Annotated in this window: 19 protein-coding genes; 13 read left to right on the top strand and 6 right to left on the bottom strand. The window is 68.7% G+C overall.

Annotated elements, in window-relative coordinates; translation table 11 throughout:
* The first annotated feature begins 115 nt into the window (after positions 1-115).
* The gene (gene glsA / locus OQ789_RS23790; protein WP_324688632.1) at positions 116-1,807 is read left to right on the top strand and encodes a glutaminase A; all 1,692 of its coding nucleotides are present in this window, start codon (positions 116-118) and stop codon (positions 1,805-1,807) included.
* Positions 1,808-2,104: 297 nt separating this feature from the next.
* Here glsA and OQ789_RS23795 read toward each other — a convergent pair whose 3' ends face one another.
* On the bottom strand, positions 2,105-2,638 hold the full coding sequence (locus tag OQ789_RS23795; protein ID WP_324688633.1) for a hypothetical protein: 534 nt from the start codon (positions 2,636-2,638) through the stop codon (positions 2,105-2,107).
* Complete coding sequence (locus OQ789_RS23800) at positions 2,635-3,198, bottom strand: class I SAM-dependent methyltransferase (RefSeq protein ID WP_324688634.1); 564 nt, start codon at positions 3,196-3,198, stop codon at positions 2,635-2,637. Before OQ789_RS23800 ends, OQ789_RS23795 begins: the two co-directional genes overlap by 4 nt.
* A gap of 55 nt (positions 3,199-3,253) precedes the next feature.
* Between OQ789_RS23800 and OQ789_RS23805 the strand changes: the two genes are divergently transcribed.
* Positions 3,254-4,648 carry a DNA polymerase IV gene (locus tag OQ789_RS23805; RefSeq protein ID WP_324688656.1) on the top strand — a complete coding sequence of 465 codons (1,395 nt, stop codon included), beginning with the start codon at positions 3,254-3,256 and terminating at the stop codon, positions 4,646-4,648.
* Here the strand turns inward: OQ789_RS23805 and OQ789_RS23810 are convergent.
* The gene (locus tag OQ789_RS23810; protein ID WP_324688635.1) at positions 4,613-5,545 is read right to left on the bottom strand and encodes an asparaginase; all 933 of its coding nucleotides are present in this window, start codon (positions 5,543-5,545) and stop codon (positions 4,613-4,615) included. The two genes, OQ789_RS23805 and OQ789_RS23810, sit on opposite strands and share 36 nt — an antisense overlap.
* Positions 5,546-5,615: 70 nt before the next feature.
* Between OQ789_RS23810 and lspA the strand changes: the two genes are divergently transcribed.
* Together lspA and OQ789_RS23820 are read left to right on the top strand one after the other, a co-directional pair.
* Positions 5,616-6,263: a signal peptidase II gene (lspA, locus tag OQ789_RS23815; RefSeq protein WP_324688657.1), complete on the top strand. Its 648-nt coding sequence runs from the start codon at positions 5,616-5,618 to the stop codon at positions 6,261-6,263.
* Positions 6,256-7,182, top strand: a complete 927-nt coding sequence (locus OQ789_RS23820) for an RluA family pseudouridine synthase (RefSeq protein ID WP_324688636.1) — start codon at positions 6,256-6,258, stop codon at positions 7,180-7,182. Before lspA ends, OQ789_RS23820 begins: the two co-directional genes overlap by 8 nt.
* Position 7,183: 1 nt before the next feature.
* Here the strand turns inward: OQ789_RS23820 and OQ789_RS23825 are convergent, their stop codons facing one another.
* Entirely contained in the window at positions 7,184-7,942 is a 759-nt protein-coding gene (locus tag OQ789_RS23825; RefSeq protein ID WP_324688637.1) for a methyltransferase domain-containing protein, read from the bottom strand.
* Between the two features lie 103 nt (positions 7,943-8,045).
* Positions 8,046-8,456 carry a group 1 truncated hemoglobin gene (locus OQ789_RS23830; RefSeq protein ID WP_324688638.1) on the bottom strand — a complete coding sequence of 137 codons (411 nt, stop codon included), beginning with the start codon at positions 8,454-8,456 and terminating at the stop codon, positions 8,046-8,048.
* A gap of 284 nt (positions 8,457-8,740) precedes the next feature.
* Here OQ789_RS23830 and OQ789_RS23835 point away from each other — a divergent pair, with 284 nt between their 5' ends.
* From OQ789_RS23835 to dnaE, 4 genes are all read left to right on the top strand, one after another.
* Entirely contained in the window at positions 8,741-9,781 is a 1,041-nt protein-coding gene (locus OQ789_RS23835) for an SDR family NAD(P)-dependent oxidoreductase (RefSeq protein WP_324688639.1), read from the top strand.
* Between the two features lie 4 nt (positions 9,782-9,785).
* Positions 9,786-10,589 carry an SDR family oxidoreductase gene (locus OQ789_RS23840; RefSeq protein WP_324688640.1) on the top strand — a complete coding sequence of 268 codons (804 nt, stop codon included), beginning with the start codon at positions 9,786-9,788 and terminating at the stop codon, positions 10,587-10,589.
* Positions 10,590-10,754: 165 nt separating this feature from the next.
* Complete coding sequence (locus OQ789_RS23845; protein WP_324688641.1) at positions 10,755-11,186, top strand: SRPBCC family protein; 432 nt, start codon at positions 10,755-10,757, stop codon at positions 11,184-11,186.
* Positions 11,187-11,280: 94 nt separating this feature from the next.
* Positions 11,281-14,814 carry a DNA polymerase III subunit alpha gene (gene dnaE, locus OQ789_RS23850; RefSeq protein ID WP_324688642.1) on the top strand — a complete coding sequence of 1,178 codons (3,534 nt, stop codon included), beginning with the start codon at positions 11,281-11,283 and terminating at the stop codon, positions 14,812-14,814.
* On the opposite strand, the gene OQ789_RS23855 is transcribed toward dnaE, so the two are convergent.
* Complete coding sequence (locus OQ789_RS23855) at positions 14,811-15,668, bottom strand: MBL fold metallo-hydrolase (RefSeq protein ID WP_324688644.1); 858 nt, start codon at positions 15,666-15,668, stop codon at positions 14,811-14,813. The genes dnaE and OQ789_RS23855 overlap by 4 nt on opposite strands.
* Before the next feature lie 174 nt (positions 15,669-15,842).
* On the opposite strand from OQ789_RS23855, the gene OQ789_RS23860 reads away from it, so the two are divergent.
* From OQ789_RS23860 to OQ789_RS23880, 5 genes are all read left to right on the top strand, one after another.
* Entirely contained in the window at positions 15,843-16,244 is a 402-nt protein-coding gene (locus tag OQ789_RS23860; protein ID WP_324688645.1) for a helix-turn-helix domain-containing protein, read from the top strand.
* Positions 16,241-16,717 carry a VOC family protein gene (locus OQ789_RS23865; RefSeq protein ID WP_324688646.1) on the top strand — a complete coding sequence of 159 codons (477 nt, stop codon included), beginning with the start codon at positions 16,241-16,243 and terminating at the stop codon, positions 16,715-16,717. The genes OQ789_RS23860 and OQ789_RS23865 overlap by 4 nt, the downstream gene beginning before the upstream one ends.
* A 92-nt stretch (positions 16,718-16,809) precedes the next feature.
* Positions 16,810-18,636 carry a fatty acid--CoA ligase FadD11 gene (gene fadD11 / locus OQ789_RS23870; protein WP_324688647.1) on the top strand — a complete coding sequence of 609 codons (1,827 nt, stop codon included), beginning with the start codon at positions 16,810-16,812 and terminating at the stop codon, positions 18,634-18,636.
* Positions 18,633-20,534: a lysophospholipid acyltransferase gene (locus OQ789_RS23875; protein WP_324688648.1), complete on the top strand. Its 1,902-nt coding sequence runs from the start codon at positions 18,633-18,635 to the stop codon at positions 20,532-20,534. The genes fadD11 and OQ789_RS23875 overlap by 4 nt, the downstream gene beginning before the upstream one ends.
* 78 nt (positions 20,535-20,612) lie before the next feature.
* A complete protein-coding gene (locus OQ789_RS23880; RefSeq protein WP_324688649.1) occupies positions 20,613-21,401 on the top strand; it encodes a DUF6065 family protein in 789 nt (262 codons plus the stop codon).
* Positions 21,402-21,639 lie beyond the last annotated feature (238 nt).

A 21,639-nucleotide genomic window follows, 5' to 3' on the forward strand; every position in this document is an offset into this window, starting at 1 on the left:
GACGGTTTCTCTACGGTGTTGCCCAGCGTTCTGCCCGTACCATCGCGGCAGAAGGAAAGTTAACGCCTTGTGTGCAACGTAAAGCCCAAGTAACTGAAAATGAAGGGGGTGTGCCATGTCGCTGATCGCACAGGTCGACCAGGCCGCTACTGTTGTCGCTGACGATTTTGGGTCTCGGGATGGCCTCCGGGCCCGCGAGGCGGGGGGTGTCAGCGCCATCGCCGGGACCTTCAAAAGTGATCACCAACAGAGGGTTTCGTTGCTAGAGCTGATGAACAGGCTCGGCGCCGCGGGCATCGGAACCGACGATCCCCGGATCCGTGAGATCTTGAGTGCGGAAGAGCGGGACGGCGGCTGGCTGAGCTCCGAGCAATTCGCCGCGGTCTGCGAGGCCGGCGGTGGACTGATCGCCCGCGCCTTGAGGGGCGATCTGGTGATCCCCGATTTCACCCGCCTGGCGGGCGAGATTCGCGAAATGTACGACAATGTGCGGGCCGACGAGTCCGGCGTGGTGGCCGACTACATCCCGCAGCTCAAGCGGGTCGATCCGGAGAAGTTGGCCATCGCGGTGTGCACCGTCGACGGGCAGCGATCCAGCGTCGGCGACACCGATGTCATGTTCTGCGTGCAATCCATGTGCAAGCCGATCAACTACAGCCTGGCTCTCGAGGAACACGGCGTCGCGGCGGTACACCATCACGTCGGCCGCGAGCCCAGCGGCCGGGGATTCAACGAACTGTCGCTCACAGACGTCGGTTTGCCCCATAACCCGATGATCAACTCGGGCGCCATCATGACGTGTTCGCTGTTGCGCTCCCACGACGAGCTGGCGGACCGCTTCGATCATGTGGCCAGTGCATGGCGGCGGCTCTCGGCTTCCGGCAGAGTCGGTTTCAACAACACGGTCTACCTTTCGGAACGCAGGACCGCGGACCGCAACTACGCGCTGGGCTACTTCATGCGTGAACACGACGCGTTTCCCCAGGGGATAGATCTGGTGGAAACGCTGGAGTTCTACTTCCAGTGCTGCGCAATCGAACTCGATACGCACGCCCTTGCCGTGGTGGCGGCCACCTTCGCCAACGCGGGCATCAATCCGCTGACCAATGAGCCCGTCTTCAAGCCCAGCACCGTGCGGCACTGCTTGTCGCTGATGTCGTCGTGCGGCATGTACGACTACTCGGGCGAGTTCGCCTTCACCATCGGGCTGCCGGCCAAGAGCGGCGTCTCCGGCGGTCTCATGCTCGTCGTTCCCGGGGTCATGGGTGTGTGCATCTGGTCGCCGCGACTGGACACCCACGGCAACTCCGTTCGCGGAGTGGCGTTTTGCCGGGAGTTGGTCACCCGGTACAACTTTCATATCTATGACTCGCTGATCGCCGGCGAGGACACCGGCAAGCGCGATCCTCGCCGGAAAAAGAACGAGTCCGAGATAACCGGAACGATGCGGCTGTTGTACGCCGCGAGCCAGGGTGACCTCGATGAACTGCGGGCGGTCCTGGCCACCGGGGCCGACCCGAGTGCGGCCGACTACGACGGCAGGACGGCGCTGCACCTCGCAGCGGCCGAAGGGCACAGCGCCGCGGTCAGATATCTGCTGGAATCCGGGGCCCGGCCCGGCGCGACCGATCGCTGGGGAGGTACGCCGCTCACGGATGCCAAGCGCGCCAAGCATGCGGCGGTGGCGCAGCTCTTGGCGGCCCAGGACGCCGGCGCGGAGCCCACCCCGGGTGCGGTGACCGACCTTCACCACCTGAAGGCGCGGACAACAACCAGGGAATGCGATGTCGACAAGGAGGTGGTGTGACGCGGGCCGGATTGTCCGCCAGGCGGTTCGGCCCTTGCACCTTGGCGCGGCCGCCGGGCGGGAGGCATGTGGCCAAGTGCCCGCCTCTGAGCGACAAACCCGCCGCACCGCGGCTGTTCCGGCGCACCCGCGGCAATCTGCCCCGCACCGCTGCTGTTTCGCTGCACCCGCACCGCGACGGCATTGTCGCTCAGAGGCGGGCAACACCTCATATGGTCGGGCCGCGCTCAGACGCGACACCCGCTCAGACGCGACACCCGCTCAGACGCGACACCCGCTCAGACACGAGACCACCGCTCAGGCGCGAGACCCGCGAGACCACAGCGCCCGGTGGGCATGCGGCCAGAAGGGCATGCCCGCCACCACCGTCGCCCCGGTGGCGATCATGCCAACCGCGACGTCAACGCTCTCGCGGCCCTCGGCAGCCCAGTAGACGTCCTTGAGGTCCAGCAGCAGTGCCAGCTCGTCGACGATCATCGCATTGGCGGCGCCATACGCCACCGCCGCCGCGGGATGCCGTCGCTGCTTGTCGCTGCCGCGCAGCCCCACACCGGCCACCGTCGCCAGCATGCCGATGCCGATGTTGTAGTGGTGGAAGTGATTGCCGCGCAACGATATACCGCCACCAGAAGGCCCATGGCCGGCGCGAATCCAGTGGGTGAGGCCGCGGAGGCCGGCGAAGGTGAGGGTGAACGACGCCCAGGCCAGCACCGTGGCCTGCTCCCCGGGTTGCAGGCGCTCGTCCCATTGATGGCGTAGCCGCGCCCACCGCGTCGCCGGCGCCGGGGGACCGGACGGCACGGCCGCGTCGCCGGGCCGGGCATCCGTCATTTGATCGCGCGCCAGCGCAGCCTGCCGTCGCGGGCCTTTACGTCGACGTCGTGAAAGCCCACCGCGCGCAAGCGATTCGGCAACGTATCGGGTGACACCGTGTTGCAGGTGTCGCGGAAGTGCAGCACCTTGAACAGCGGCGAGTTCAGGCTGTCGCTGCCGGCGAACACCCCGCCGGGGCGCAGCACCCGGAACGCCTCGGCGAACAGCCGGTCCTGCAGCTCGGCGGTCGGGACGTGGTGCAGCATGGTGAACGACACCACCGAGCTGAACTCGTCGTCCGGCAGACCGGTCGCGGTGCCGTCGCCGTTGATGATGCGCGCCCGGTCGCCGTAGCGCCGCTGCAGCTCCTCGGCCATTGGCGTGTCGATCTCCACCGCGGTGAGTTGGGGCGTCATGTCGACCAGCACCCGCAGGATCGCGCCGTAGCCGGGCCCGATCTCCAGGGTGTTGTCGCCGAGGTCCACATCTCCCAGCACCCACGGCAACAACTGGTCTTTGACCGCCGTGCGCCAGCGGTCCGAGTTGCATATGAGCCGGTGGGCGAGGTTCATGGCCATAGGGGCAAACGGTAGTCCAACGCGGCCCTAGCATCGACGAGTGGAGTCCAGATGGGTGCTGCACCTGGACATGGATGCGTTCTTCGCCTCCGTCGAGCAGCTCACCCGCCCGACGCTGCGCGGGCGCCCGGTGCTGGTCGGCGGTTTGGGTGGGCGTGGCGTGGTGGCCGGGGCCAGCTACGAGGCTCGGGTGTTCGGGGCACGCTCGGCCATGCCCATGCATCAGGCCCGCCGGCTGGTCGGGGTGAGCGCGGTGGTGCTGCCGCCGCGTGGCGTGGTGTACGGGCTGGCCAGCCGTCGCGTCTTCGACACCGTTCGCGCCGTGGTGCCCGTCGTCGAGCAGTTGTCCTTCGACGAGGGCTTCGGCGAGCCCGCCCAATTCGCCGGCGCGTCCGCCGAGGACGTCGGGGCGTTCTGCGAGGACCTGCGGCGACGGGTGCGCGACGACACCGGCCTGATCGCCTCGGTGGGCGCCGGCTCGGGCAAGCAGATCGCCAAGATCGCGTCCGGACTGGCCAAGCCGGACGGGGTGCGAGTGGTGCGGCGCGAAGAGGAACGGTCGCTGCTGGGCGGGCTGCCCGTGCGCCGGCTGTGGGGAATCGGCCCGGTGGCCGAGGAGAGGCTGCACCGGCTAGGCATCGAGACCATCGGCGAGCTGGCCGCGCTGACCGAGGCCGAGGCGGCCAACATCCTGGGTGCCACGATCGGGCCGGCGCTGCACCGGCTGGCCCGTGGGATCGACGACCGCCCGGTCGCCGAGCGCGCCGAGGCCAAGCAGATCAGCTCCGAGTCGACCTTCGCCGCCGACCTGACCAGCCTGGAGCAGCTGCGCGAGGCCATCGAGCCCATCGCCGAGCACGCCCATCATCGCCTGCTGCGCGACGGGCGGGGGGCGCGCACCGTCACGGTCAAGCTGAAGAAATCCGACATGAACACGCTGACCCGGTCGGCGACCCTGCCCTACGCCACCACCGAGGTCGCGGCGCTGGTGGGCATGGCCCGGCGGCTGCTGCTCGATCCGCGCGAAATCGGGCCCATTCGCCTTCTCGGCGTGGGCTTTTCGGGGCTGAGCGACGTGCGCCAGGAATCGTTGTTTCCGGACCTGGGACTGCCGGAGCCGCAATCGGATTCACCGTCGGTGCAGACCGCGGCCGAGGCCATGTTCGGGCCGGGGCCCGACGATGCCGGGTGGCGGGTGGGCGACGACGTGGCCCACCGCGAGCTCGGACACGGCTGGGTGCAGGGCGCGGGCCACGGTGTGGTCACCGCGCGGTTCGAGACCCGCAGCTCGGGCCCCGGCCCGGCCCGGACGTTCACCGCCGACGGCGGCGACCTGGTGCGCGCCAACCCGATCGACTCCCTGGATTGGCCCGACTACGCCGGCGCGCTGCAGGCCTCCGAAGTCAGAGCGCTCTCAGCCCCACCGGGTGAGGACGTCGGCGACCGGTAGCCCGGCGGTCAGCGCGGCCATCAGCAACACCCGCGCCTGAGGCGGTCGCAGATGCGGCACCACGACCGCCCCGGCGGCCGCCATGTCGTGCCCGGGGCCGTAGCCGGCGCCGACCCGCCCCCCGGGGACACGGGTGGATACCGCGACGACGACCCCGTTGCCGCAATGCCGGCGCACCGCGTCGACCACCGCGCGCCCCGCGTTCCCCGAACCCAACGCCTCGAGCACCACGCCCCGGGCCCCGGCGGCCACGCACGCATCCAAAGCCACCCCGTCACTGCCTAGGTACGCCGGGACGATGTCCACGCGCGGCGCGGCCGCGGCCCGCAGATCACCGGCATACGGGCGGATTTTGTGGCCGGTCAGGTCACCGGCCACGTCGCCGAGCACCCGGCCGGTGAATCCGCTCAGGTCCTCGGTGGCCACCTTGTACATGCCCAGCGGTTGCAGCACCCGGCCGGCGAAACACAGCACCACGCCCACGTCACGGGCGTGCGGGCCGGCCGCCACCGCCAGGGCGTCGCGCACATTGCCCGGCCCGTCCGCGTCGGGGGCGTCGGCGCCGCGCATCGCCCCGGTCAGCACAACCGGGGCGGGGCCGTCGTAGGTGAGCTCGAGCCACAGCGCGGTCTCCTCCATGGTGTCGGTTCCGTGCAGCACCACCACACCGTCGGCACCGCCCTCGACCGCGGTGGTCACCGCGTCGCGGATCCGGTCCCAGTCGGCCAGCGTCAGCTCCGAGCTGTCGACCGCCAGCAGGTCGACGACGTCCACCTCGTGTGCCGCGCGCCAGGGCGCCGCCAGGTCCGCCCCGCTGTACGAGGGCCGGTGCACCCCGTCGGCGCCGGTGCGGGTGGATATCGTGCCACCGGTGGCGATCACGGTGAGGCGGGCCATGCTGGCATCATCGCGCATCGCGGCGGTGCGAACGTGGCTGGCTTGCGAGGCGGTGGGGGATGATGGGGACGTGCCCGAAGAACCAACGAAATCGACTGAGCCGGTGACCTCAGCCGAAGCTGCTGGTGAGGCCGCCCCGGCGGAGCCGCCGGAAAACGTCGCGGCACCGAAACCCCCGCGGCGGCTGCGGCTGCTGCTGTCGATCGCCGCCATCGTTTTGGCCCTCGATGTCGTGACCAAGGTCCTCGCCGTCAAGCTGCTGCCGCCCGGGCAGCCGGTGCCGATCATCGGCGACACCGTGACCTGGACCCTGGTGCGCAATTCGGGTGCGGCCTTTTCGATGGCGACCGGCTACACCTGGGTGCTGACCCTGATCGCGACGGGTGTGGTGGTCGGCATCTTCTGGATGGGGCGCCGGCTGGTGTCACCGTGGTGGGCGGTGGGCCTGGGCATGATCCTCGGCGGCGCCATGGGCAACCTGGTCGACCGCTTCTTCCGCGCCCCCGGACCGCTGCGCGGGCACGTGGTGGACTTTTTGTCGGTCGGCTGGTGGCCGGTGTTCAACGTCGCCGACCCCTCGGTGGTCGGCGGGGCCATCCTGCTGGTGGTGCTGTCGATCTTCGGGTTCGACTTCGACTCGGTTGGTCGGCGTACCGCCGACGGTGACTCTGCTGGCCGGCGTACCGACGGTGACGCCGGAGACCGCGCGGGTGAGTGACCGCTCGATGCCCGTCCCGGAGGGCCTGGCGGGCATGCGCGTGGACGCCGGGCTGGCACGGCTGCTGGGGCTGTCACGCAGCGCGGTGGCGGCGATCGCCGAGGACGGCGGCGTCGAACTCGACGGCGTGCAGGCCGGCAAGTCCGACCGGCTGACCGGCGGTGCCTGGCTGCAGGTGCGCCTGCCCGAGGCACCGGCGCCACCGCAGAACACGCCGGTCGACATCGAGGGCATGACGATCCTGTACTCGGACGACGACATCGTCGCCGTCGACAAGCCGGCGGCGGTGGCCGCGCACGCGTCGGTGGGCTGGACCGGACCCACGGTGCTCGGCGGCCTGGCGGCCGCCGGCTACCGCATCACCACGTCGGGGGTGCCGGAGCGGCAGGGCATCGTGCACCGCCTCGACGTCGGCACGTCCGGGGTGATGGTGGTGGCCCTGTCCGAACGGGCGTACACGGTGCTCAAGCGGGCGTTCAAACAGCGCACCGTCGACAAGCGTTATCACGCTCTGGTGCAGGGACATCCGGACCCGTCCAGCGGGACCATCGACGCGCCGATCGGACGTCACCGCGGCGGCGAGTGGAAGTTCGCGGTCACCAGGGACGGCCGGCACAGCCTCACCCACTATGACACCGTGGAGGCGTTCGTCGCCGCCAGCCTGCTCGACGTGCACCTGGAAACTGGCCGCACCCACCAGATTCGGGTGCACTTCTCCGCGCTGCACCATCCGTGCTGCGGCGACCTCGTCTACGGCGCCGATCCTAAGCTCGCGAAAAGTCTTGGGCTGCAACGTCAATGGCTGCATGCGCGCTCGCTGTCGTTCGCCCATCCGGCCGACGGCAGGCGCATCCAGATCGTCAGCCCCTACCCGCCCGACCTGCAACACGCGCTGGACGTGTTGCGCGCCGAGGGCTGACTCAGCCGGGCTTGCGCGCCTCGACGAGCAGCCGTACCGAGTGGGCGACGAACGGCCCGCCGGATTCGATGCGCTCGTGCAGATCGGCCAGCCGGTCGCGGTAGCGCTGCACGGTGAAGTCGGGCACCGTCCAGATCACCTTGCGCAGGAAGTACACCACGGCGCCGACATCGAAGAACTCGGCACGCATCCGCTCCATCCGCAGATCCACGATCCGCAGACCGGCTTCCTCGGCCTGCGCGCGCACCGCATCCGGGTGGAACTCGGCCCACTTCTGCGGTTGCGGGCCGATGAAGTGCTCGACCAGTTCGCCCATGGTGGCCGGGCCGATGTGCTGCGCGAAGTAAGTGCCGCCCGGCCGCAGCACCCGCACGATCTCGGTCCACCACACGGAGACCGGATGACGCGTGGTGACCAGGTCGAAGGCGGCATCGGCGAAGGGCAGCGGCGGCTCGTCGCGGGTCGCGACCACCACCGCGCCGAGTGGGTGCAGGCGCCGGGTGGCCAGGGCCGCGTTCGGCGGCCACGTCTCGATGGCCGCCATGGTGGGTGGGAACGGCGCCGCGCCGGACAACACCTCCCCTCCGCCGGTGTGGATGTCCAGCGCGGCCGACACCGTCGCAAACCGGCCTTGAAGCAGGCGTTGATACCCCCACGTAGGGCGCTCCTCGGTGGCCCGGCCGTCCAGCCACGAGAAATCCCAGCCGTCCACCGGGGCGGCGTCCGCCTCGGCGATCAGGTCGTCAAATGTGCGCCGCATGTCAGGGATGCTAGGCACTGCCGCAATCCCGTACGCCGAGATTGCCGTCACGGTCGTGGTCGGCGGCCCCGGCCATAGCCACCACGGCAACCTCGGTGGTGAGTCAGACCTTGAGCTTGCCGGTGTCGCCCGTCGCAATCTCGGGGGCCAGGGGTGCGATCGCGCCGAGTATCTCGGTGACCGTCTCCGACGGCACCCCGGCGGCCGCCAGCGCGTTCGCCAGATGTCCGGCCACCAAACCGAAGTGGTGCATGGTGATGCCGCGGCCCCGGTGGACCTGCTTCATCGGTGCGCCGGTGTAGGGCTGCGGGCCGCCCAGGGCGGCGGCGAAGAATTCCGCCTGTCTGCCCTTGAGGCGGTTCATGTTCGTTCCGGTGAAGAAGCCGGACAGCTCGTCGTCGGCAAGCACCCGGGCGTAGAAGTCCTCGACCACGACTTCGATCGCCTCGTGCCCCCCGATCCGGTCGTAGACGGGCGCCGGTGCGGGCTTGCGTAAGCGCGCCAGAATTTTCATGAGCACGATTGGAACATCTCGTGGTTGCCCGTCAGTTAGTCCGCGATCACGCTCGGATTACCATGTGTAACACGCGGATTGCCCACAGCTGGCGGTCACGCCCGCCGAACCGTGAGGGCGGCCGCCGGGTTACTTGACCGCAATCTGCATCGGGGCGGGCCACTGATGTCCTAGGTTGGCTTGATGACGCACGTCACATCACTCACGCAGCCCCGGAAGGCGGTCGTGGTCAACGGGCGGGCCAGTTGCGGCCGGGGGGCTCAGATCATCAGGAGCGAATGCCGATGAATCTTGGTGACATCACGAACTTGGTAGAGAACTCGATCGGGAACCTGGTGGAAAAGCCACTGGCGACGATGTCTCACATCGTCAACACCCCCAACTCGGCCGGCCGCTATCGGCCGTTCTACCTGAGGAATCTGCTCGACGCGGTGCAGGGCCGCACGCTCGAGGAAGCCGTCAGGGGCAAGACCGCCCTGATCACCGGGGGATCGTCGGGCATCGGTGAGGCCACCGCGAAGAAGATCGCGGAGGCCGGCGGCGCGGTGGCGCTGGTGGCGCGCACCCCGGAGAACCTCGAGAAGGTCGCCGCTGAAATCCGCGGCGACGGCGGGACCGCCCACGTCTACCCGTGCGACCTTTCCGAGATGGACGCCATCGCCACGATGGCCGATCAGGTGCTCGACGATCTCGGCGGCGTCGACATCCTGATCAACAACGCGGGGCGCTCGATCCGGCGGTCCCTCGAGCTGTCCTACGACCGGATCCACGACTACCAGCGGACCATGCAGCTGAACTACCTGGGCGCGGTCCAGCTGATCCTCAAGTTCATCCCCGGGATGCGCGAACGCAAGTACGGGCACGTCGTCAACGTCTCGTCGGTCGGCGTGCAGACGCGCGCGCCTCGGTTCGGGGCCTACATCGCCAGCAAGGCCGCCCTGGACAGCCTGTGCGACGCGTTGCAGGCCGAGACCGTGAACGACGACGTCCGGTTCACCACGGTGCACATGGCGCTGGTGCGCACGCCGATGATCAGCCCGACCACGCTCTACGACAAGTTCCCGGCGCTGACGCCCGACCAGGCGGCAGGCGTGATCACCGACGCGATCGTGCACCGGCCGCGGCGGGCCAGTTCGCCGTTCGGGCAGTTCGCCGCCGTCGCCGACGCGGTCAACCCGGCGGTGATGGACCGGGTGCGCAACCGGGCGTTCGCCATGTTCGGCGACTCCCACGCCGCGAAAGGCGATGAATCATCAGCCGACACAACGAAATTCGACAGACGCAGCGAGACCTTCGTGCGGGCGACCCGCGGGATACATTGGTGACACCATGAGCCTTCCGAAACCCGACCTTCAGACCACCGTGGTCATCACCGGCGCCTCATCCGGCATCGGCGCCGAACTGGCCCGCGGGCTGGCCCGCCGCGGGTTCCCGCTGTTGCTGGTCGCGCGCCGCCGCGAACGGCTCGACGAGTTGGCCAACGAGGTCGGCCAGGAGTACTCGGTCGCCGTCGAGGTGCTGCCGCTGGATCTCAGCGATCCGACGGCCCGCGCCGAGCTGGCAAAGCGGCTGCGCAGCGAGCCGATCGCCGGCCTGTGCAACAGCGCCGGTTTCGGCACCAGCGGGGTGTTTCACGAGCTTCCGGTGGACCGCGAGAGCGAGGAGGTCACCCTCAACGCGCTGGTGCTGATGGAGCTCACCCACGCGGTGTTGCCCGGCATGGTCGAGCGCGGTGCCGGCGCGGTGATGAACATCGCGTCGATCGCTGGATTCCAGCCTGTGCCGTTCATGGCGGTGTATTCGGCCACCAAGGCGTTCGTGCAGACGTTCTCCGAGGCGGTGCACGAGGAGCTGCACGGGACGGGGGTGTCGGTCACCTGCCTGTGCCCGGGGCCGGTGCCGACCGAGTGGGCCGAGATCGCCAACGCCGAACGGTTCAGCATTCCCATCGCGCAGGTTTCGCCGCGCGACGTGGCCGAGGCGGCCATAAGCGGCATGCTGACCGGCCGTCGCACGGTGGTGCCCGGCGTGGTGCCCAAGGTGGTCAGCACCGGCGGCCGGTTCGCGCCGCGCAGCCTGCTACTGCCCGGCATCCGGATCGGCAACCGATTCCGGGGCGGCCCCAGGAAGTGATGACGGCCGGTCGCGGCCGGGTCGATGGGTCAACGGCGAGACCGCGACACTGAACCTACGTACACGACACGCCGAGACGGGTGTGCGTAGCTTCAGTCTCGAGGATGTGGCAGCCCGCGCGCTGAGACCCGAGTGCCGGATGTGACGAAGCGCTAGGCTCAGGCCGTGGCTGCCGTGGACCTGACCGCCGACGTCCCGATATCCCCGCAGGACATGTGGGAACACGTCTCCGATCTGTCGGACCTGGGCGACTGGCTGATCATGCACGAGGGATGGCGCAGCGAACTGCCCGACGAGATCGCCGAGGGCACCCAGATCGTCGGCGTGGCGCGAGCCAAGGGTCTGCGCAACCGGGTGACCTGGACGGTCACCACGTGGGACCCGCCGCACGAGGTGGCGATGTCGGGCGCAGGCAAAGGCGGGGCCAAGTACGCCGTGACGCTCACCGTGCGGTCCACCGACGACGGATCGACGCTGGGCCTGCGCCTCGAACTGGGCGGACGGCCGCTGTTCGGTCCGGTCGGCTCCGCGGCGGCGCGCGCCGTCAAAGGCGACGTCGAGAAGTCGCTGAAGAATTTCGTCGAGCTCTACGGCTGACGCTCGGCGTCCTAATCAGCACCCAAATTAACCGGGACACACTTGCGCGACACGCCGAGGCTGCGTCGGTGGTCGGTCATAGACTGGCGTCCCTATGAGTCAGTCGTCGTTCGTGCACCTGCACAACCACACCGAGTACTCGATGTTGGACGGTGCCGCGAAGATCGCGCCGATGCTGGCCGAGGTGGAGCGGCTGGGCATGCCCGCGGTCGGGATGACCGACCACGGAAACATGTTCGGCGCCAGCGAGTTCTACAACGCGGCCGCCGCCGCCGGCATCAAGCCGATCATCGGCGTCGAGGCCTACATCGCCCCCGGCTCCCGCTTCGACACCCGGCGGATCCAGTGGGGCGACCCCGGCCAGAAGTCCGACGACGTCTCCGGCAGCGGCTCTTACACGCACATGACGATGATGGCCGAGAACGCCGCCGGCCTGCGCAACCTGTTCAAGCTGTCGTCGCTGGCCTCCTTCGAGGGCCAGCTCGGCAAGTGGTCGCGGATGGACGCCGAGATCATCGCCGAACATGCCGAGGGCATCATCGCCACCACCGGCTGCCCCTCGGGCGAGGTGCAGACCCGGCTGCGGCTGGGACACGACCGCGAGGCGCTCGAGTCGGCCGCCAAGTGGCGCGAGATCTTCGGCGCCGGCAACTACTTCCTGGAGCTGATGGACCACGGGCTGTCCATCGAGCAGCGGGTCCGCGAGGGCCTGCTGGAGATCGGCCGGAAGCTGGACATTCCGCCGCTGGCCACCAACGACTGCCACTACGTCACCCGCGACGCCGCGCACAACCACGAGGCGCTGCTGTGCGTCCAGACCGGCAAGACGCTCTCGGACCCCAACAGATTCAAGTTCGACGGCGACGGCTACTACCTGAAGTCGGCCGCCGACATGCGCGCGATCTGGGACGCCGAGGTGCCCGGCGCCTGCGACTCGACCCTGCTGATCGCCGAGCGGGTGCAGTCCTACGACGAGGTGTGGGCACCGCGCGACCGGATGCCGATCTTCCCGGTGCCCGAGGGGCACGACCAGGCCAGCTGGCTGCATCACGAGGTGATGGCGGGGCTGGCGCGCCGGTTCGGATCCGACGTCGGGCAGGACTACATCGACCGCGCCGAGTACGAGATCACGGTCATCTGCAACAAGGGCTTCCCGTCGTACTTCCTGATTGTCGCCGACCTGATCAGTTACGCGCGGTCGGTCGACATCCGGGTGGGGCCGGGGCGTGGCTCGGCCGCCGGCTCGCTGGTGGCCTACGCGCTGGGCATCACCAACATCGACCCCATCCCGCACGGCCTGCTGTTCGAGCGCTTCCTCAACCCCGAGCGTCCGTCGGCACCCGACATCGACATCGACTTCGACGACCGTCGGCGCGGCGAGATGGTGCGCTACGCCGCCGAGAAATGGGGCTCCGACCGGGTCGCCCAGGTCATCACCTTCGGCACCATCAAAACCAAAGCGGCGCTGAAGGATTCGGCTCGCATCCACTACGGGCAGCCCGGCTTCGCGATCGCCGACCGGATCACCAAGGCGCTGCCGCCGCCGATCATGGCCAAGGACATCCCGCTGTCGGGCATCACCGATTCCAGCCACGAGCGGTACAAGGAGGCCGCCGAGGTCCGCGGCCTGATCGAGACCGACCCGGACGTGCGCACCATCTACCAGACCGCGCGCGGCCTGGAAGGCCTGATCCGCAACGCGGGGGTGCACGCGTGCGCGGTGATCATGAGCAGTGAGCCGCTGACCGAGGCCATCCCGCTGTGGAAGCGGCCGCAGGACGGGGCCGTCATCACCGGCTGGGACTACCCGTCGTGTGAGGCCATCGGCCTGCTGAAGATGGACTTCCTGGGCCTGCGGAACCTGACGATCATCGGCGACGCCCTGGAAAACATCAAGAGCAACAGGGGAATTGACCTCGACCTGGAATCGGTGCCACTCGACGACAAGCCCACCTACGAGCTGCTGGGCCGCGGCGACACCCTCGGCGTGTTCCAGCTCGACGGCGGGCCGATGCGAGATCTGTTGCGCCGCATGCAGCCCACCGAGTTCAACGACATCGTCGCGGTGCTGGCGCTGTACCGCCCCGGGCCGATGGGCATGAATGCCCACATCGACTACGCCGACCGCAAGAACGGTCGCCAGGCGGTCAAGCCGATCCACCCGGAGCTCGAGGAGCCGCTGCGCGAGATCCTGGCCGAGACGCACGGCCTGATCGTCTACCAAGAGCAGATCATGCTGATCGCGCAGAAGGTCGCCTCCTACACCATGGGCAAGGCCGACGCGCTGCGCAAGGCGATGGGCAAGAAGAAGCTCGAGGTGCTCGAGGCCGAGTATAAGGGCTTCTACGAGGGCATGACCGCCAACGGCTTCTCCGAAAAAGCGGTGAAGGCGTTGTGGGACACCATCCTTCCGTTCGCCGGGTATGCGTTCAACAAGTCGCACGCGGCCGGCTACGGCCTGGTCTCCTACTGGACCGCCTACCTGAAGGCCAACTATCCGGCCGAATACATGGCCGGCCTGCTGACCTCGGTGGGCGACGACAAGGACAAGGCCGCGGTGTACCTGGCGGACTGCCGCAAGCTGGGCATCACGGTGCTGCCGCCGGACGTCAACGAGTCGCTGGTGAACTTCGCCTCGGTGGGCCAGGACATCCGCTTCGGGCTGGGCGCGGTGCGCAACGTCGGCGCCAACGTCGTCGGCTCGCTGATCGGCACCCGCAACGGCAAGGGCAAGTTCACCGACTTCTCGGACTACCTGAACAAGATCGACGTCGCGGCCTGCAACAAGAAGGTCACCGAGTCGCTGATCAAGGCCGGGGCATTCGACTCGCTGGGCCACGCCCGCAAGGGCCTCTTTCTGGTGCACACCGACGCCGTCGACTCGGTGCTGGGCACCAAGAAGGCCGAGGCGATGGGCCAGTTCGACCTGTTCGGCGGTGATGACGGCTGCACCGAGTCGGTATTCACCATCAAGGTTCCCGACGACGAGTGGGAGGACAAGCACAAGCTCGCCCTGGAGCGAGAGATGCTGGGCCTGTATGTCTCCGGGCATCCGCTCAACCAGGTGGCGCACCTGCTCACCGCGCAGGTCGACACCCAGATCCCGGCCATCCTCGACGGCGACGTGCCCAACGACGCCCAGGTGCGGGTGGGCGGCATCCTGGCGTCGGTCAACAGGCGGGTGAACAAGAACGGAATGCCTTGGGCGTCAGCGCAATTGGAAGACCTCACCGGCGGCATCGAGGTGATGTTCTTTCCCCAGGCGTACTCCGTGTACGGGGCCGAAATCGCCGACGACGTCGTGGTGCTGATCAAGGCCAAGGTATCGCTGCGCGACGACCGGGTCGCGCTGATCGCCAACGAACTCGTGGTGCCGGACTTCTCCAATGCGCAGCCGAACCGTCCGCTGGCGGTCAGCCTGCCGACCCGCCAATGCACCATCGACAAGGTCAGCGCGCTCAAGCAGGTGCTGGCCCGGCACCCCGGCACCGCGCAGGTGCATCTGCGGCTGATCAGCGGCGACCGCATCACCACCCTGGAATTGGACGCCTCCCTTCGGGTTACGCCGTCGCCGGCGCTGATGGGCGACCTCAAGGCGCTGCTCGGCCCGGGCTGTCTGGGCGGCTAGGCGGGCAACGCCAGCGCCGCCCGGTGATCGTGGGTGGGGATGATCGTGACCGCGTGCCGTGCCAGGTGCAGGCGGTGCAGGGTCTTGAAGGTCTCGTCGCGATCTTCGTCCACCAAATTGCCTGGGTAGCTTGACTTCTGCCGAATCTTGTCAATCTGCAATTGGTGCCAGGCGGCATCGCCGGCGATCAGGATCCATCCCCGGCGGGTGTGGGCGAGCACACCGACGCTGCCCGGGGTATGCCCGGCCAGATCCACCAGGATGACCGAGCTGTCGCCGAACAGATCATGGCTTGCGGTGAAGGTCAGCACCGGCGGCCCGTCCAGGTCGTACGGCTGGATCGGCCTGCCGCGCAGCGAGTCGCGCACGCCGCCCACCGGGGCCACGGGACCTGAGCCGACCCATTCGTGTTCCCGGCGATGCAGATGCACCGGAAGATCCGGCAGGTCCAGCAGACCGGACACGTGGTCCCAGTGTGCGTGCGTGGGTAGCGCGAAATCCAGACCGGGCGCGTCGGGCAGCCGGTTCAGTGCCTCGATCGTGGGGATGGTGCCGGCGGGCGGACGGACCACGATGCGCAACACGGCGGCCAGTTGGGCGATCGCGCGCTGGTTGACGTCGATGCACACCGCCGGGTCGACGATGAACCTGGCCTCGGGGTGGGTGACGAGGAACGACGTCAGCGAGTTCTCGACGCGGGCCGGCGTGAAGGTGCCCTCGACGATGACGGCGGTCGGCACCGGCCGGGGCACCTGGGGCAGCGCGGTTACCGTCACGGTCCGGCCGGCGGCCGGCAGGCCCGCATCGACGATGCTGCGGAGAAACCGCTCGTCGGGCCGCCTGGGACGCACCATGCCGAGCACCAGTCCTGCTGCGGCGCTGCAGCATTGGCCTATGGTGGTGGAACGGACGGGGTCGGATGCGGAGCGGGAACCGCTCGGCTTCGCTCGCGAAGGTATAGGCATAACCACAGTCAAAGACTTAGAGTTGACTCGAAGTCAAGTTATCGAATCTCCCGGGAGGATGCGATGGCGCCGAGCCTGACGATAGGCGAGGTGGCGCGCCGGGCCGGGGTGGCGGCGACCGCGTTGCGCTACTACGAGCAGATCGGACTGGTGCCGGAGCCGGTGCGGTTGAGCGGCCAACGCCGCTACGACGACTCGGTGCTGACCCGTCTCGAGGTGATCGCGCTGTGCAAGACGGCCGGGTTCTCGCTGGACGAGATCCAGCTGCTGTTCGCCGACGACGCCCCGGGACGCCCGGCCAGCCGCGCCCTGGCGAAGGCCAAACTCGGCGAGATCGACGCCCAGATGGAGGCACTGGCCCGCGCCCGCGCCGTCATCGAGTGGGGGATGCGCTGCCGGTGTCCGTCAATTGACGCCTGTACCTGTGGTATTCACCCGACCCACGACGCCGAGGACTCCACATGACCGAACAGCATCCCATTGCCGTGCAGAACTTTTCGCACATCTGCGTAGGCGTCTCCGACATCGACGCGTCGCTGGCCTTCTACACCACGGTGCTGGGCATGGACGTGGTGTTCGACGTCGAGCTCGAGGGCGCCGGACTGGATGCGGTCACCGGCGGCGCCGCCCAGCGGGGCCGGATGATCGGCGGGCTGATCGGGGCGGCGATGGTGGAGCTGATGTCGTTGGGCGCGGTGCCCGAGTGCCCCAGGGGCCCACACCTGGGCTACACCAACATCTCGTTTCGGGTGGACGACCTCGACGCGGCGTACGAGTCGGTCCGCCGCCACCACCCCGACGTGCGGGCGGAACCACCCGTCGACATCGGAGGAGTGCGGATGTTCTTCATCCACGACCCCGACGGCACACCGATCGAGCTGCTGGAACTGCCGGGCGGCGCGACGAGCACGGTGCAGCTCTGGCGGCCCCAGTCGTGATCCGGTGAACTCGCGCGATTGGTTCCCGGCCCCCGTGTCGCGGACGTAGGCTCACGAGGGCAGTGCTGGGGGTGACGCCGAGGAGGACGCGAATGACGACGGCTCAGGACCCGGCCACCTTGTGCGAGGCGTTTCAGCACAACGCCGCGATCGATCCCGACGCCGTCGTGCTGCGCACACCCGGCGCAACCCGGACGCTGACCTGGCGCGAGCTCGCCGAGCAGGTGCGCAAGGTCGCCGCCGGCCTGGCCGGGCTGGGCGTGCGGCGCGGCGATGCGGTGTCGCTGATGATGGGCAACCGGATCGAGTTCTACCAGTTCGAGATCGGCTCGCAACACCTTGGGGCAACGTCGTTTTCGGTGTACAACACGCTGCCGGCCGAGCAGCTGACGTACCTGTTCGACAACGCCGGAACCAAGGTCGCGATCTGCGAGGAGCAGTACGTGGACCGCATTCGCGCCAGCGGTTGGCCGATCGAGCACATCGTCTGCATCGACGGCGCACCGCCGGGAACCCTGTCGGTCGAGCAGCTCTATGCGGCGGCCGACGACGACTTCGACTTCGAGTCGACGTGGCGGTCGGTGCGCCCCGACGACGTCGTCACGCTCGTCTACACCTCGGGAACCACCGGAAACCCCAAGGGCGTGGAGATGACCCACGCCAACCTGCTGTTCGAGTGCCAGGCCCTCAACACCGTTTTGCCGTCGCAGTTCGGCGACCGGGCCACGTCGTATCTGCCGACGGCGCACATGGCCGACCGGGTGATGGGGCTCTACGCCCTCGAGGTGTCCGGCGCCCAGATCACCGCCGTCGACGACCCCCGCGCCATCGCCGCCGCGCTGCCCGACGCGCGGCCCACCGTGTGGGCCGCGGTGCCGCGGATCTGGGAAAAGCTCAAGGCGGGAATCGAATTCACCGTCGCCAACGAGTCCGACGACACCAAGCGCCAGGCGTTGCAGTGGGCGATGTCGGTGGCCGGCAAGCGCGCCGACGCCCTGGTGGCCGGTACCGAGATGTCCGACGAGCTGGCCGCCGAATGGGCCCGGGCCGACGAGATGGTGCTGTCCGCGCTGCGCGAGCGGCTGGGGTTCGGGGAGCTGCGCTGGGCGGTCTCGGGTGCGGCGCCGATTCCCAAGGAGACGCTGGCCTTCTTCGCCGGCATCGGCATCCCCATTGCCGAGGTGTGGGGCATGTCCGAGTTGAGTTGCGTTGCGACGGTGAGCCATCCGCGTGAGGCCCGGCTGGGCTCGGTGGGCCGACTGCTGCCGGGGCTGGAGAGCAAGATCGCCGACGACGGCGAGTTCCTGGTACGCGGCCCGCTGGTGATGAAGGGCTACCGCAAGGAGCCGGCGAAGACGGCTGAGGCGATCGACGCCGAGGGCTGGCTGCACACCGGCGACATCCTGGAGTCGGACGCGCAGGGCTTCCTGAGGGTGGTGGACCGCAAGAAGGAGCTGATCATCAACGCGGCCGGAAAGAACATGTCGCCGAGCAACATCGAGAACGCCATCCTGGCGTCGTGCCCCATGGTCGGGGTGATGATCACCATCGGCGACGGGCGGCCGTACAACACCGCGCTGCTGGTCTTCGACGCCGACTCGGTCGGCCCGTACGCGGCCCAGCGCGGCCTGTCCGACGCCTCACCCGCCGCGCTGGCGGCCGACCCGGACGTCGTCGCGCAGATCGCGGCCGGGGTGGCCGCGGGCAACATCAAGCTGTCGCGGGTCGAGCAGATCAAACGGTTCCGCATCCTGCCCACCGTGTGGGAGCCCGGCGGGGACGAGATCACCCTGACCATGAAGCTCAAACGCAAGCCGATCACGGCGAAATACGCCGACGAGATCGAGCAGCTTTACGCACCCGAACCGCATCCGGAGGTGCACGAGCCCGCCGAAGCCGCCACGGTGCCGCGGGCATGAGCGGGGGACCGGCGGGCACCGCCCGCGAAATCGGCCGGGTGGGAATGCGAAAGTTGTTGCAGCGCGGCGGCATCGTCGACGAATCGACGTCGCCGCTGGCGACCGACCCGGCCGAGGTCGCCGAATTGCTGGACGCGCGATGGTATGACGAGCGGCTGAGCGCGCTGGCCGACGAGCTGGGGCGCCAACCGGACGGTGTGCGCGCCGAGGCCGCGTCCTACCTGCGCGAGATGGCGCCCTCGCTGGACGAGTCGGCCATGGCCGCCTGGAGGGGGTTCAGCCGCTGGCTGATGCGCGCCTACGACGTGCTGACCGACGAGGACCAGATCGCCCAGTTGCGCAAGCTGGATCGCAAAGCCACACTGGCGTTTGCCTTTTCGCATCGCTCCTATCTGGACGGCCTGTTGCTGCCCGAGGTGATCCAGGCCAGCCGGCTCTCGCCCGCGCTCACGTTCGGTGGCGCCAACCTGAACTTCTTCCCGATGGGGGCCTGGGCCAAGCGCACCGGAACGATCTTCATCCGCCGGCAGACCAGGGACATCCCCGTCTACCGGTTCGCGCTGCGCGCGTACGCCGCCCAGCTGGTGCAGAACCACGCCAATTTGACGTGGTCCATCGAAGGGGGCCGGACCAGGACCGGCAAGCTGCGGCCGCCGGTGTTCGGAATCCTGCGGTACATCACCGACGCGGTCGACGAAATCGACGGCCCCGAGGTGTATTTGGTGCCGACCTCCATCGTGTACGACCAGCTGCACGAGGTAGAAGCGATGACCACCGAGGCCTACGGCGCCGCCAAGCGACCCGAGGACTTTCGCTTCCTGATCCGGCTGGCCCGCCAGCAGGGCACCCGACTTGGGCGCGCGTACCTGGACTTCGGCGAGCCGCTGCCGCTGCGGAAACGTCTCGAGGAACTGCGGTCCGAGGAATCAGGCGTCGGGACCGAAGTCGAGCGCATCGCGCTGGACGTCGAGCACCGCATCAACCGCGCGACGGCGGTCACCCCCACTGCGGTGGTCAGCCTGGCGCTGCTGGGTGCGGACCGCTCGCTGTCCATCAGCGAGGTGCTGGCCACCGTGCAACCGTTGGCCAGCTACATCGCGGCGCGCAACTGGGCGGTGGCCGGGGCCGCCGACCTGACCAACCGCTCCACCATCCGCTGGACCCTGCACCAGCTGGTCGCCTCGGGGGTGGTGAGCGTCTACGACGCCGGAACCGAGGCGGTGTGGGGCATCGGCACCGCCCAGCACCTGGTCGCGGCGTTCTACCGCAACACCGCCATCCACATCCTGGTCGACCGCGCCATCGCCGAGACCGCGCTGCTGGCCGCCGCGGAACTCGCCGAGCAGACCGTGGACGGATCAGTGCTGCCGGCGACGGTGCGCGACGAGGCGCTCAAACTGCGCGAACTGCTGAAATTCGAGTTCTTATTCTCCGCACGCGCGCAATTCGAGAAGGACCTCGTCGACGAGGTCCAACTGATCGGGCCCGCGGACAACCCGGTGGAAACCGGCAAGGCGGCCAGCGCCGTCTACGTGCGCGGCCTGCTGGAGCGCGCCGACCTGCTGCTGGCGCATCTGGTGCTGCGCCCGTTCTTGGACGCCTATCACCTCGTCGCCGACCGGCTGGCCGCCTACGAGGACGAATCATTCGACGAGGACGCCTTTCTCGCGGAGTGCCTGCAGGTCGGCATGCAGTGGGAGCTGCAGCGCCGGATCGCCAACGCCGAGTCGCGGTCGATGGAACTGTTCAAGACCGCGCTGCGGCTCGCCCGGCACCGCGAGCTGGTGGACGGCTTCGCGGACCCGGAGCTGACGCGACGGCGTCGTGCGTTCGCAGACGAGATCGCCACCGCCATCCGTCGGGTGAACGCCATCGCGGAGCTGGCCAGAACGCACTGATCGCTCGTCCGCAACGGGCGGTGGGGTTCACGGACCGTTAACGTTTGGCCGTGATAGTGCGTTGGGCGAAAGGATCCGATGAGTGACAAATCCAACGGGCAGTCCCGCCCGCTGATCGGGTACGTCACCCACGACATCGCGCCGCCGATCGGCCCCGCGCCGATCGGCCGGGCGTGGATGTCGGAGATGCGGCAGGGCTGGCCGCACCGGTGCCTGCCCATGCTGATCGCCAACCAGAGCGGCTGGGAGGTGCGCAACCGCAGCGCGTTCACCGCGACGTGGATGGGTGGCAATGACCGCACTGGCCTGATGATCGCGCCCGACACCCGCGACAGCGGTCAGTTCCTGCCGTCGAGCCACTTCGGATACGGCATCCTGACCTGGCACCTGCCGATGCTGTTTCGCACCCCGCCCGGCTACAACCTGTTGGTGCGCGGGCCCGCCAACCATCCCAAGGATGCGATCTACGCGCTGGAGGGCGTCGTCGAAACCGATTGGTCCAGCTCGAGTTTCAGCATGAACTGGAAATTCACCCGCGAGTTCATGCCGGTGCGATTCGAGGTCGACGAGCCGATCTGCATGATCGTGCCGCAGCGCAGGGCCGAGCTCGAGGAGTTCGCCCCCGAACTCAGACGCATCGAATCCGACGAAGCGCTGCGCGGCAAGCACGAGCACTTCCTGGGTTCACGCGGCGCGCTGGGCCGCGAGCAGGACGCCGCCGACGGCGCCGCGACCGAGAAGGCGCCGTGGCAAGGCGACTACACGCGGGGCCGGCACAGCGACGGCGAGCCCGGCGCCGATGACCACCAGACCCGCCGTCATCTCCGGTCGTTCGTCGCACCCGGGGACGGTGACCCGTCGTCGTGATCGCCGTCGGGAAGCATGCGAGGCGTTGCCCGCCTCGCAGCGACAGCGATTGTCGCGCAGAGGCGGGCATTCAACCAGGTGGTCCGTCTCTGGTGACTGGCCGAGGCGGGTGAAACCGATGTGGCGTGGCCGCGGGTGGCGCAAACCGCGCCTAGAGTTGAGGTCAGTGTCAGGGTGATGTTGCCGCTTGTTGCGGTGGTTGGATCCTGATCACCTGATGTCTGGCTCATAGAGTCGG

This window comes from Mycobacterium sp. 94-17, assembly GCF_035617725.1.
In the GTDB taxonomy this organism is placed as follows: Bacteria; Actinomycetota; Actinomycetes; order Mycobacteriales; family Mycobacteriaceae; genus Mycobacterium.